This is a genomic window from Novosphingobium sp. (assembly GCF_965228995.1).
Taxonomy (GTDB): domain Bacteria; phylum Pseudomonadota; class Alphaproteobacteria; order Sphingomonadales; family Sphingomonadaceae; genus Novosphingobium.
Window position 1 is genome coordinate 3,844,069 of the sequence record NZ_OZ245852.1, and the last position, 12,750, is coordinate 3,856,818.

Genomic DNA, 12,750 nt, shown 5'->3' on the forward strand with positions numbered 1-12,750 from the left:
ATACGATGTCAGTTCGGCAATCAGATCGCTGCCGGCTCATGCTCGTAGAAGCTGGCTATCGCAGCCTCTGCAATCTCCTCTCCCCATTCCTGCACGAAATGCCCAGCGTGTTCGAGTACCAGCGGCGGCGGGCAGCCCCGTATGCCTGCATGGAGAGCCGTCATCGCCGGGCTTCCTAGAATGGGGTCGGCGGCGCCAATGGCCATAAAGCTTTTTCCAGCCCACTGATCGCGCCAGAACGTCGCAGCGGCCAGGCTCTCGGCCACGCCCTCCTGATGCGGTTCGACCATCACCAGGTCGGGAAAAGTGCGCACCCCTGCCTTGTACCTGGCATCGGGATAGGGCGCTTCGTAAGCCGTGGCCTCTTCATCCGAGAGAATGGGGGTCGCCATTTTCATCAGCGCGGCAACCGCGAGATCGGGATTGGCGCGGCTGAAACTGCGCCACGCAAGGAAGGCGTCATTTGGCGGGGTTCCGATCGCCAGAGTGGTGTTCATCACCAGCAGGCGATCAAGCCGCTGGGCAAACCCGGTATCGACAGGCAGTGTCAGGCCGAGCAATCCGCCCCAGTCCTGACAGACCAGGGTGATATGCCGCAGATCGAGCGCCTCAACCAATTGTAACAAGGCGTTGCGATGGAAGTGAAAGCCATAGACTGCGTCGTCCACCGGTTTGTCGGACCGCCCGAAACCAAACAGATCGGGCGCAATCACGCGCGCGCCGCTCCCCAGAAAGACCGGGATCATCTTGCGGTAAAGATAACTCCAGGATGGCTGGCCGTGCAGGCAAAGGAATACCTGGGCCGCATCGGCAGCGCCTTCATCGATATAGGCCATCCGCAGTCCGGCATAACCCGGCAGGCTGTCGATATAGTTCGGTTGCCAGCCGAAGCCGGGCAGATCGGCAAAGCGGTCTTCCGGGGTGCGCAAAGCATTGGTCATCGGCGGGGTTCCTGTCATTCCGATTGCAGAAGTCAGTTCGGTTTTGGTCGTGCGATCCACGCAGCGAGCAGACAAAGGCCGCCGATTGCCAGCACATGGAAAATATCACCGTGAAGCGGGCCGGCCTGCGCAATAAGCGCTCCGACCATTGCCACCGACAACAAAGCCGCGCCGTAAAACGCCGTTCGGGGCCAGATCAGCAGCAGCGCGCCTGCGAGTTCGATCAGGCCGGTAACCAGCCTGAACCCCTGCCCCAGGCCAATCTTGGTGAACAGTGCAACCATTTCCGGACGCGCGGTAAGCTTGCCAAACGCGGCAAAACCAAACAACGCCGCCAGCGCAATTTTGAGACCCCATTTTGCGACAAGCGAAAAGGGGAAACGGCGATGGGCCGAAACATTGACGGTCATGCTGCACCTGCCTGGTTGAAACTTCTGGCCGAGGCAATCAGGCGCTCGCTGTCGTTCCACAATGCTCCAGCCACCGCCGGATCTTGCGCCAGCAAAGATGGCGGTTGGTGCCGCAGAGTGGTGCCCTTCACGGCATAATAATCCCCGCGCGCCTTCGCATAGGCACCCGACAGGATAAGGTTCGCTAGGTATTCGCCAGACCGCGCGGGCGTGCTGGCACTTTCGCTGGGCCGGGTAGTCCATGGCAGAACATGGCGAAAAATTGCGCCGACCGGGCCTGGGTAATTGCGGGCAAGGCCGGTGCCGGGTGTGAAAGCCGGATCGAATGCGATCACTGCGATACCCGGGTCCGAAACAGCAAGGCGACGTGCCAGTTCCCTGGCCATTAGCACATTGCAGAGCTTTGATGCGGTATAGGCGCGACGCCCCGCCGTGACCGGCTTGGCATCTCGATCGGGATCGGTTTCAGGATACGCGAGCAACTGGGCGTCGGCGTGACGCGGTCCGGGCATTCCGGTTTTTTCGGCTGGATCATGCGTGCCGCTGGCCGTGATGACAACCCGGCCCGATGGCCGCAGATCGCCCTGCAACGCCTGCACCAAATGGAAATGAGCGAGATGATTGACCGCAAAGGTTGCCTCAAACCCGTCTGCTGTCCGCGTGTCCTTCACGTTCTGAACCCCGGCGTTAAGCGCCAGGACATTGATTTTGCCAAGCTTGCGCGCCTCGTGCGCGAAGGATGCGACGCTGCCAAGGTCAGCGAGGTCGAGCGTGATCAGCTGCGCCTTGCGCCGCAGGATCGCAGGGGCGCGGTCAGGATCGCGGGCGCCGACAATCAATTGCATGTCGGGCAAGGACAGCAGCCGTTCGGCAGCTTTCAGCCCGATACCCGACGTCGCACCCGTCATGACAACAATCATTACCGCCCCCAATTTGGTTGGTCGTTCAACCAAATTAGCCTCGTTGGCGTGGCGGGTCAAGGCTCTTCAGGCGGTAAGCGCAACACGCATCGCCTGTTCAAGAGTTCGCCCGGCGACCGCTAACGGAAATCCGGGATCATTGAGCCATGCCAGCATGATACCGTCAAACGCCGCCTTGATCGTGGCTGCCAGCGCAAGTTCCTTTGCATCGGGTTCGTTCGCGCCACGGGCGTTGGCAAACACCATCGCCGTCTCCCTTTGCGCCTCGGCATTGAGCGACTGCAGCACAACCCGGAGATCATGGTCCGACAGGGCTGCCGCAGCAAATGCCAGCCGCACCCGGATCAGTTCCCGATCGTCGGCAGCGAGAGACTGCGCAGCGGTAAAAAAAGCATCAATCTGCCGTTCGGGTGACGTGGCTGCGCGCCGCAGCCGCGATGCCGCAAGGTACTCATCTAGCCCCCGCCTTAGCGCTGCCTCAAGCAGCGCGGTCCTGGTGGGAAAATGGTAATGGAGCAGCCCAGGCGCTACACCTGCTTCGCCGGCGATGGTCTTGACGCTGGCATTCGCTAACCCGTCCCTTGCAACCACTGTAAACGCGGCTGCGATCAGTCGGTCCCGTGTTGGGATACGGCGCGCCTTGGAAGATTGCTGGACTGTCATTCGCCTATGTTGCCAGTCTTGCATTCATTCGCCTAGGCCAAGTGTTCAGTGTCTGAACCGAAACTGTCGTTCAGCTTCGCTGCACTGGCGTGTTGGCAGGTCGGCGCCGGCGGTCCGATGAATCTGGCAAAATCGCGCCTTTGTGAACCGTTATTCGAGCGGCTGACCAATTGTGACCGTCACGGCCGTCAGCCCTTCGATTTCGACGATCAGCTTATCGCCAGGTACAACCGGGCCGACGCCAGCAGGCGTGCCGGTATAGATCAGATCACCCGGCTCCAGTCGGTACAACCCTGACAGAATGGCGATCACATCGGCAACCGGCCAGATCAGATCGGTAATATCGGCCGATTGCTTGACCTGACCAGCGCAGTCGAGCGTGATGAATCCGCGGCTGATATGACCGATTTCGGCGGCAGGATGGATCAGACCCAAGGGAGAGGACGCTTCCACATTCTTGCCAGTATCCCAGGGCCTGCCCTGCGCCCGGGCCTGCAATTGCAAATCGCGCCGGGTCATATCAAGCCCGGCCGCATAGCCAAAGACATGGTCGAGCGCGCTTTCGACGGGAATGTTGCGGCCGCCCTTGCCGATCGCGACGACCAGCTCTGCCTCATATTGAAAATCGGTTGTTGCTTGCGGATAGGGCACGATAGCACCGTCCGGCACGACGGTTTCAGCCCATTTGGTAAAGAAAAATGGCGGTTCCCGGTCAGGATCACGCCCCATTTCGCGCGCGTGCGCCGCATAATTGCGACCAACACAAAATACCCTGCGAATGGGGAATGAACCGCCGCCCGCTACAGCTGCAAGCACCGGTGCCGGGGGCTCCAGGGTAATAGTCATGCGTTGACCTCGCGGAAAAGGGATAGTTTTTGTTGCGCGCTCTGGTCCGACATACAGAACAGGACCAGATCCGTGCGCGCCTTAAAATGTGTCGCACACCATGACGGAATTACGAACACGTCGCGCGTGCCGAGATCGAAGCGGATGTCACCAATAAGGGCTTCGCCTGCGCCCTCCACCACCGTCACGACGGTTCCTGCGGTCGTGCGACGCGGCCGGGTTGCAAATCCTCCAGGGATCAGCCGGACATCAGCGGAAATCGTGGGCATGATCGAACCACCGTCAGCGGGATTGGTGAATTCCAGCGCATGGCCAAGATGTGGGTCAGGTCGTTCGGCGGCGGCAAGTTGGCGCAGGCTTTGACGCCATACGGCATAGGGATAATGGAACAAGGGCTGGGCTAGCGGCCGCCGGTCAGCGCTGCTACCTCGGATCGGTCGAAGATTTTGCCCATACCGTGCAAGCGTATCTCCGCCTGCAACACTGTCGGGATAAACCGGCTCACGATACTTTTCGGCATAACTTGCATCAAACAGCCTGACGATCGGGATATCCAGCCCATCGAGCCAGACCATCGGCCCATCGGATGCATTGCCATGGTCGTGCCATTGCCCGCCCGGCGTAAGCACCAGATCGAACGGGTGCATGACTGCGGGTTCGCCATCGACGCGGGTATAACCGCCTGATCCTTCCAGTACGAAACGCAAGGCGCATTGCGCATGGCGATGCGCAGGCGCCACCTCGCCCGGCAGAACAAGCTGCAAACCGGCATAGAGCGAGGGAGTGATTGCCGATTGGCCTGGCAGGCCGGGATTTTCAAGAATAAGCACTCGCCGCTCTGCCTGTTCGGCAGAGATCAGCGAGCCAGCACGCATCAGAAACGCGCGGATATCGTCATAGTGCCACTGCCATGGCAACGCCGGAGACTGAGGCTGCGGAGGCACAAGATTACCCAGCACTTCCCACAACGGGGTCAGTGACAAACTGGCCATATCCTGAAACAGGTGCGGCAATGAATCAGGCCGGCAGCCGGCAGATGTGGTGCCGCTGTTTGCAGCCCCCGTCAAAACGCGCTGCCCATTTCACGCGGCATGCCGACCAGACACTCGGCAGCGCCAGGGCGGACCACCATGAAATCGGAATACATGCAGCCAACATCGGTCCGCCATGCTGGATCGTGCAGATCGATATTGTTGCCAAAGCACATGCCTTCTTCGAGCACGAAATCGCCGATGCCCGGAAAGAACGATTCCATGATCGGTAGCGGATAGACGACAGTAGGAAACTCCGGCGATGCAGTGCCCATGGCGTGAAAGCCCAGTTCAACCCATTGCAGCCCGGCCCTGATCGCCGGACGTTCAATCATTTCATAGGCTTCGCGGATCGTGTGCCCGGCCACCAGCGCCGATTTGCTTGCGTCAAAGCATTCGAGTGTCACATCCCAGATCCGCTTCAACGGATCGGGCGGTGTCTTGCCGAGATAGACAGTATATTCGGAATGGCAGCGGTAGCCGCCGAATTTGGTGTGCCATTCGGCAATCATGATATCGCCAGCATCGAGCGGGCGCATTGTTGGTGCAAGCGGCTGCTCGCAGCCATGGAGCAAGTGCCAGATTTCATCCTCGGGATGGTCGACCGGGCCCGAAGCCATCAAATTGAAGATGTTGGGTTCTGCGCCGTTGGCAATCTGAGTGCGGATCATCTCGGCAAAGACACTGGCCTCGGTCGCGCCCGGCTGCCCGCAGGCATGTACCATCGCGTCAACTGTCAGCCGCGATATTTTCGAAGCCTGACGCAGCAGATCAATCTCAACCTCGCTCTTGACCAGCCGCATCGCCTGCATCGCCTGCGTCAAATCGACAAATGTCGCGTTGGGCAGACCGGCGGTCATCGCATTGAGGTCTGCGGCCAAAACGCTCGATGGCTGGACCGCGTTGCTGAATCCGACATAGCCGATGCGCCTTGCCCCAGGTGCCCGGCTGACAATTTCGTGCACCATCGCCGCCGGCCCCAGCGCAGGCCGGAAATCCGACACCCAATCCTGCAACGCAAGATACATGTTGGTGGGCCGGCTCATATGCGGGGGTGCATTCCAGATCACCGGATCGCCATCGGGCAGCAACAGCGCATGTGCGCCGATCTGGCTGTCCACCTGGAACATGTAGCGAAGGTTCGCCATACCCATGCCCCAGTAGATATCGTTTCCGAAAAACAGCACGGCATCGATATCCTGCGTCGCCATAAGCTTGCGCACGCGCGCCCAGCGCAAATCCCGCTCGCTGAGCGGCACTTGCGGGACATAGGCGCGCAAGCGATCGGTTACCCGGCGCGGTTCAGTCATTACATTGTCCTCCTGACTGTAGTGACAGAGTCATACCGCACCAGACCAGCCATTGGTGTTGTCGTATCCCTCGTCACCGGCCAGATAACCCGCGAAGAGCTGATCCGGGTCGCGCCTGTCGCGGATTTGCTTCAGCCGCTCCCACGCCGGATCGGTCAAGCATTTGACGCGGCGATGCTGGGTGTCAGAATCGCCCCAGTATTGGCCAACCGTAAACGGCTCCAGTGCGCCCATCGCGGCCAGCGACCACGCACGATAGGCTTCATCATCTTTTTCATCTGCATAGATGATATAGGCGCCGACCATTACATCGGTCTTGAGCGACATGGCCATATCGGGTGCGTGGCGCGGAAGCGCGAACTGAAAGAAAGTATGGCCGCGCTCATTGCGGGGCCGGTCAAGCACCAGCATCCGCGACGCCGAGGCGATGGCGTCCCAGTCACCTTCGAGCCACGCCGAATCCACCCGGTAGCGCAAATTTGCCGGGTGGCCAGCGTCGACAAATGCGTATTGTGCATCCAGCGTGGTGGGCTGATCAGGCATCGTGAAATAGGCCTGCGAAACCAGCGGGCCGGAATTCAGCGGCTCTAGCGCCGCAGCTGCGGCTTCCCAAGTTTCGCTGAAGGCAAGGCCCCAGACCACCGCAACCAGCTCGCCCTCGTGCCCCGGGATCGGAAAGTCGGGTACGAGCGTTGTCAGCACCAGATGAACATCGGGTGATATGCTGTGTTGAGTCTGGCCGAGCCATTTCAGCAGGGCTTCAAATGCGCTTACCGGATAGACTTGCGTGGTCGCGGCAAGGCCTGAAGGGATCGGCCGCGTGCGCACATGAAAGCGCGTTATGACCCCGAAAAAGCCTGGCCCTGCACCGCGCATCGCCCAGAACAGGTCGGCATTTTCAGTTTCGGACGCACGCAGCAACTCTCCGTTTGCCGCAACGACATCGATGGCGACCACTTGCTCTGCCGCATAGCCCCAGCCCCGAAAATTCCAGCCGATGCCGCCCTGAACCAGAAAGCCGCCCAGCCCGACCGACGGACATGCACCAGCGGCAAAAAACCTGCCATACCCTTGCAAGAACGCGTTGAGATCGTGGCCGCCCTGAATTGCCGGCGTCGCGGTTGCGATCCCCGTTTCGCCGTCGAGCGTCATCTCGCGCAATTGACCCAAATCGATCAGCAGGCAATCGTCACGCAAGCTCCAGACGGGAAAGCTGTGCCCGCCCGAACGAACCGCAACCTTCCAACCTTTCGCAGCTGCCAGGCGAACACCCGCCACAACATCCGCCTCGGTCTGTGCAACCAGAATTGCCGCCGGATACCGCGCGGGATGGCGCGCATGCCAGATGCGCGATGTTCGTGCCGATTCAAAGGCGGCATCGTGGGGCATCAGCAGCGCGCGCTCGATCGGAGCGGTGCCAAAGGTATCGGTATCAGCGAGCATCAATCGCATCCCATGATTTATGGTTTTCCAGCCGACTGCCTTGTGCAGGCCGGCCAACGCCCGGCTCAGCCTTGAAGGGCACCAAGGTGTTGCAGCGGCCTGACCACATCAAGCGGCGCCGGCATGCCCGGTGCCTCGCAGCCCCCGACCATGGTCCATGGCCGGTAGCCGATTTGCTGGCGAAGCTCGGGCGAGAACGACATCATCTTGTCGTCCGGGATCGAAAGAAACGGGTTTTCGAATTGCCGCACGAACGGCCTGCAATAATAGGCAAAGACCGCCGACCGAGTCTGGTCAGTGGTCTTGTTCCGGCCCGTTCCATGCAGCAGGCGGCCGTCAAAAATCATGCATGTCCCCGCCGGCGCCTCGGCCGCAATGGTTCCAGCAGGATCTGCCAAACCATCCCCCCCGGATGGCGCCAAGCCTTCATGCATTTGGGCAATTTTTTCCGGCGACCAGCGGTGGCTTCCGGGAATGATACGGGTGGCACCGTTTGCGTCGGTAAAATCGTCAAGCAACCAGACCGCATTGCAGACGAGCGCCATGGGCGTCGGGATCCCGACATAGGATTGATCGATGTGCAGTCCCTGCGCAAGCGACCTCGGCTTGGTGCGGACCGATGCAACCGTTGATATGATGAAGGAATCGCCAAGCGCATGCTCAACCACATCATCGATAAGCGGCTGCAGGAATATGCGCTGGAAGACATCCCCTTTAGCGAGCAGATTGGTAATGCGTTCGTCGCCATAAGGGTTCTGGAGAGCCCGGCCGACTGCCAGTTCACCGGCGAATTGCTCGACAATTCGCGTCTTGAGCGCGGTGACAAGTTCGGGATCGGCGGCATTGGCAACCAGGCAATAGCCATGTGTATCGTAGTCGGCGATCAACGCCGCCAGGTCCCGGGTCGGTACCGGCAGTGCCCGGCCGGGTTCAACCATCGGTTGCGCGAGATAGCGCCACACGCGGGTCATCTCGTCTGCATTGTCGAATTTGTACTGTTCAGGCGCTGGAGCCACATCAGGCACGACGTTCACGTCTTCCATAAATTTTCTCCCGGAAAACACTATTTTGATGCGTCATTGGAAAGGTTTTATATTTCATTCCTTTCCTAACTGTCAACATCGGTTTATCAACCGAGGCATGAAGCAACGGACATTCGTCGTGACCGGCGTATCGAGCGGCCTGGGCCATGAAGTTGCGCGGCAACTGGTAGCCGGGGGCCACCGAGTATTGGGGGTGGCCCGGCCATCACAGCGCGCGCGTGACGCCGTCTCCGGGATTGCGGCGCCTGGGTCACTCATTTTCATCGGGGCGGATTTGTCCACTCTCGATGGCGTACGATCTGCAGCCAAAGCTATTCGATCGCACGTTGATGCGGTCGATGGGCTGATCAACACGGCCTCGGCCGTCCACAGCACGCGCGTGGTTACAACCGACGGACTGGAGTACAGCTTCGCCCTGAATTACCTGTCCTATTTCCATCTGACCGGCTTGCTGCTGCCCTTGCTGGCGCACACCGGGACGGGCCGTGTGATCAACATCAGCGCTGGGCCAGTGCCGTGGGCAAAGCTCAATTTTGACGACTTGCAGATGGCACGACGCTACAACGGCGCGCGCGCTTATATACAGTCCAAGCTGGCGGACGTGATGTTCACTTACGCGTTGGCAGAGCGACTTCGCGGCAGCGGCGTAACGGCAAATGCCGTGCATCCAGGTGTCGTCAAAACGAATCTGGGCCGCGACACCTCGCGCGGGCTGCTCAGACTGTTTGGTGCGATCTCGCACTGGTTTGCCGAGCCAGTCGAAGCCGCCGCAGCACGCATTGTAAGCATTGCTGTTGACGAAGCATACAAGGCTGTTTCCGGCGCATTTTTCGCGAATGGCCGTGCATCGCGGTCGTCACGCCACTCCTACGACCGCGCAAACTGCGAGCGATTGTGGGCCGAAAGTGTTCGCATGCTGAAGCATGATCCGTTCGAACATGCATCGCCAACGACCGATTGAGGCGCGATGCTCAGGCGCGGCGCGAGGCGGCGCCGGAAAAGGTTGTGAACTCGGGAGTTTCCACTCTGGAGGACTATGCCTATTGATTTTTCCATCGTGAATTATTGCAGGCAGGAATCCGATGAAAGCTGAATTGGCCAGAGCCCGCATTCTGAACGCCTTCAGAGCGCGCGTCCGCCAACATGGGTTGCGAGAGGTAACGATGTCGGATCTCGTTGCGGATCTTGGGATCAGTACCAAAACGCTGTATCGACATTTTCGTAACAAGGGCGATGTTGTCAGCGCATTCCTGCAGTTGCTTTCGGTCGAATTTGTCGAGCACGGACTTTCGGAGGACTGGTCATCGGCAGCGAAGGCGCGAAGCCAGATTGTCGAGCTGATTTGCTGGTGGCATGAAATGTGGAGCGCTTTTCCGCAGAATTTCTGGACACAGCTCGAAACCGATCATCCCGAAGCCTATGCAAGATTTCGCGAGATGCTTGATGCTGAAATCGGCAATGCTCGGCACCGATTTTCGAAGTTCCTCAAGCCCGGCATTCCTAAAGGTGTCGCCGACATGATCCTGGACGCCGCCACCCAGGCGGCGCGCGACGACGATTGGCTGAGGGGTATGAACCTGACCTACCGCGATGCCGTGATCGGGATCGTTGAACTTTGGGCATTCGGCAGCATGGAACATGAAAGCGGCCCAGTGGAACCTTATGCCGCTGGAAACCGGGCAAAGCCGGATAGTGCGACCGGTTAGCCCGGTTCGCTACGACATGAAGCAGCTTTGCTGCGCTGAACCAATCCTAAAGGCGTCAATATTTCAGGGATGATTCGCTGCCGGGCGATTGCCGTGCACCGTTGACGCGTTCAGCGTTGACACGATGGAAAGGTTTAATGTATCATGTCTTTCCATAAGGCCTGCAACAAGGCAATTGGGGGAGATCGTGATGATAGGAGACAAAGCAACGGCAGTGTCAGCAATGTCCTTGGGATTATGCTTGGCCACCGCAGCAACAGCGCAAACAGCGCAAACGGACCAGCAGCCTGACCCGCGAAATGGCAATCAGATCGAGGAAATCATCGTCACCGCTCAAAAGCGGGAAACGACCCTGCAGGCCACGCCGATCGCCATCAATGCGTTCAGCAAGAAAATGCTAGCCGACCGCAATATCGATGAAGCCTCGCGCCTTACCGTGCAGGTGCCCAATCTTACGTTGCAGACATTTCAGGGCAACGCGTTGATCAGTGTCAGGGGCATCGGTTCGGACAGCATCACCACGGGCGGCGACCCGGCGGTCGCCTTTCATGTAGATGGCGTCTACTCCGCACGCTCGACCGCACCCGAAGGTCTGTTCTACGATTTGCAGCGGATCGAAGTGCTACGCGGTCCACAAGGCACGCTTTACGGCAGAAACGCCACGGCGGGATCGGTAAACCTCATCACGAATCCGGCCGTCCTAAATGCTGCTTCGGCCGAAGGCGACGTGATGCTTGGCAATTATGCTCGCCGCCGCCTGCGCGGAATTATAAACGTGCCTTTGGTCAACGACCGGATTGGTCTTCGTATCAGCGGCGTTTACGATCGCCATGATGGTTATCTTCACAATCTCAACAATCCGGGTAACAGTCCAGACGATTTGGACACCTATTCTATCCGCGGCCAGCTGCGTTTTCGCATCAACAATGATGCAAACCTGACGCTTCGCACCACCATATCCAATCGCGGCGGAACCGGCCCCAGCATCAAAGTTACCGGTCCATTCAGGCCAATCATGGTCGGGCCTTATACCTTTCCGGTCGATGGAGCCGGGCCATTTGGTTACGGCGCGCACCCCAACCCGGATGATCCGCGGCAAATCTATCTGAACGGCAACGATTCGATCCACATATCAACCAAGGCCGTCACCGGCACCTTTGAATGGACACTGCCCGACGAGTTTGCCGGCGGTGCGACGTTCCGCCTAATCTCAGGCTGGCAAAAGCAGACCTATCGCTATTGGCACGATAGCGATGCGACCGATGCGACCATCCTGTACAGTCGCGTCGGCCAGGCAAGTGAGCAGTACTCCGTCGAAGCCCAGCTCGTTTCACCGTCTGGCAAACCGGTCGAATGGATCGCCGGAATCTATGGCTTTCATGAAAATGGCGCGGATAGCGCGGGTGTCGACTATAGTCCCGCCCCAGCTGCTCTGAGCATTCCGAGCGTACCGATCCAGCTTGATCTTGCGCTTCGCTCAAAAAGTTTCGCGACTTTTGGCCAGGCGACTTACAAGTTGGCCGATCGCCTGAAATTTACCGCCGGCCTGCGCTACACGCGGGATGAAAAGGCCGGCATCAATACCACCAGCATTGGTGGCCCAATATCGACCATGGCCGAAACGCGTGTGTGGAATGCCCTGACCGGCAAGGCATCGGTTGATTTTGCGGCCACGCCGGAGAACCTGTTCTACCTTTCGTTCGGACGTGGATACAAGGCGGGCGGCTTTGCTGCCGGGCAACCATCGTTCAACCCTGAAAAGTTGAATGCGTTGGAATTCGGTTCAAAAAATTTCTTTTTGAACCGGTCCGTTCAGGTCAATGCTGCGGTGTTTTATTACGACTATCGCGATCTGCAGGTTTCATTCGTGGGTTCCGGCGCTGGTGGCGCGCCAGTTTTTCTGACTGAGAATGCCGCTAACAGCAAAATATATGGCGCTGAATTGGAGTTTTCCGCGCGCCCCAGCAAGGCTTTTTCGGTCGACGGTGCTGTTACCTATCTTCATGCCCGATACAAAGATTATGTCACGATCGACCCAGCAGATCCATTGCTTCGCTCGGTCAGCCTTGATGGCGCGCAAATTCCCAATTCGCCAAAATTTACAGCGCATTTAGGACTTCAATACGATGCCAGCCTGCACAGTGCCGGCCGGCTGACTGCGCGCGTCGACGGATTTTATTCGTCCCACGTACTGCTGCGGTCGTTCGATGTTCACCCCTATGATGATCAGCCGAACTATACGCGGTCCAGCGCATCGCTAAAATGGCACACACCAGCTGACAGATACGAGGTCGAGATTTTCGTCGATAATATTGAAAATCGCAACGTCAAAGTCCGTGGTGACTATGTCCAGATAATCAATCAATTCAGGGCGACTTATGCTCCACCCCGGACAATCGGGATACGGTTTGGAACGCACTTCTGAAAATTGAAATTC

The 12,750-nt window shown here is 58.8% G+C and carries 12 protein-coding genes; 3 read left to right on the forward strand and 9 right to left on the reverse strand.

Going from position 1 to position 12,750, the window contains the following annotated elements; genetic code table 11:
* Window positions 1-20 precede the first annotated feature (20 nt).
* The 9 genes from ACO056_RS17520 to ACO056_RS17560 all read right to left on the reverse strand — a co-directional run bounded on the left by ACO056_RS17520 (window position 21) and on the right by ACO056_RS17560 (window position 8,607).
* Window positions 21-1,001, reverse strand: a complete 981-nt coding sequence (locus tag ACO056_RS17520) for a haloalkane dehalogenase (protein WP_421849214.1) — start codon at window positions 999-1,001, stop codon at window positions 21-23.
* Complete coding sequence (locus tag ACO056_RS17525; protein ID WP_421849216.1) at window positions 974-1,351, reverse strand: DoxX family protein; 378 nt, start codon at window positions 1,349-1,351, stop codon at window positions 974-976. The genes ACO056_RS17520 and ACO056_RS17525 overlap by 28 nt, the downstream gene beginning before the upstream one ends.
* Window positions 1,348-2,271 (reverse strand): SDR family NAD(P)-dependent oxidoreductase, encoded by a 924-nt coding sequence (locus ACO056_RS17530; protein WP_421849219.1) that lies wholly within the window; start codon window positions 2,269-2,271, stop codon window positions 1,348-1,350. The genes ACO056_RS17525 and ACO056_RS17530 overlap by 4 nt, the downstream gene beginning before the upstream one ends.
* A 66-nt stretch (window positions 2,272-2,337) precedes the next feature.
* Window positions 2,338-2,934, reverse strand: a complete 597-nt coding sequence (locus ACO056_RS17535; RefSeq protein ID WP_421849222.1) for a TetR/AcrR family transcriptional regulator — start codon at window positions 2,932-2,934, stop codon at window positions 2,338-2,340.
* 150 nt (window positions 2,935-3,084) lie between these two features.
* Window positions 3,085-3,780, reverse strand: a complete 696-nt coding sequence (locus ACO056_RS17540; protein WP_421849226.1) for a fumarylacetoacetate hydrolase family protein — start codon at window positions 3,778-3,780, stop codon at window positions 3,085-3,087.
* Complete coding sequence (gene gtdA / locus ACO056_RS17545; RefSeq protein ID WP_421849229.1) at window positions 3,777-4,847, reverse strand: gentisate 1,2-dioxygenase; 1,071 nt, start codon at window positions 4,845-4,847, stop codon at window positions 3,777-3,779. Before gtdA ends, ACO056_RS17540 begins: the two co-directional genes overlap by 4 nt.
* Complete coding sequence (locus tag ACO056_RS17550; protein ID WP_421849232.1) at window positions 4,844-6,121, reverse strand: M24 family metallopeptidase; 1,278 nt, start codon at window positions 6,119-6,121, stop codon at window positions 4,844-4,846. The genes gtdA and ACO056_RS17550 overlap by 4 nt, the downstream gene beginning before the upstream one ends.
* 30 nt (window positions 6,122-6,151) lie before the next feature.
* Entirely contained in the window at window positions 6,152-7,564 is a 1,413-nt protein-coding gene (locus ACO056_RS17555; protein ID WP_421849235.1) for an FAD-binding oxidoreductase, read from the reverse strand.
* A 65-nt stretch (window positions 7,565-7,629) separates the two neighbouring features.
* The gene (locus ACO056_RS17560; RefSeq protein ID WP_421849238.1) at window positions 7,630-8,607 is read right to left on the reverse strand and encodes a phytanoyl-CoA dioxygenase family protein; all 978 of its coding nucleotides are present in this window, start codon (window positions 8,605-8,607) and stop codon (window positions 7,630-7,632) included.
* A gap of 97 nt (window positions 8,608-8,704) precedes the next feature.
* Here ACO056_RS17560 and ACO056_RS17565 point away from each other — a divergent pair, with 97 nt between their 5' ends.
* The 3 genes from ACO056_RS17565 (at window position 8,705) to ACO056_RS17575 (ending at window position 12,738) form a co-directional block, all read left to right on the forward strand.
* Window positions 8,705-9,568 carry an SDR family NAD(P)-dependent oxidoreductase gene (locus ACO056_RS17565; protein ID WP_421849241.1) on the forward strand — a complete coding sequence of 288 codons (864 nt, stop codon included), beginning with the start codon at window positions 8,705-8,707 and terminating at the stop codon, window positions 9,566-9,568.
* A 121-nt stretch (window positions 9,569-9,689) separates the two neighbouring features.
* Window positions 9,690-10,313, forward strand: a complete 624-nt coding sequence (locus tag ACO056_RS17570) for a TetR/AcrR family transcriptional regulator (RefSeq protein WP_421849244.1) — start codon at window positions 9,690-9,692, stop codon at window positions 10,311-10,313.
* Window positions 10,314-10,554: 241 nt separating this feature from the next.
* A complete protein-coding gene (locus tag ACO056_RS17575; protein WP_421849247.1) occupies window positions 10,555-12,738 on the forward strand; it encodes a TonB-dependent receptor in 2,184 nt (727 codons plus the stop codon).
* Window positions 12,739-12,750: the final 12 nt, after the last annotated feature.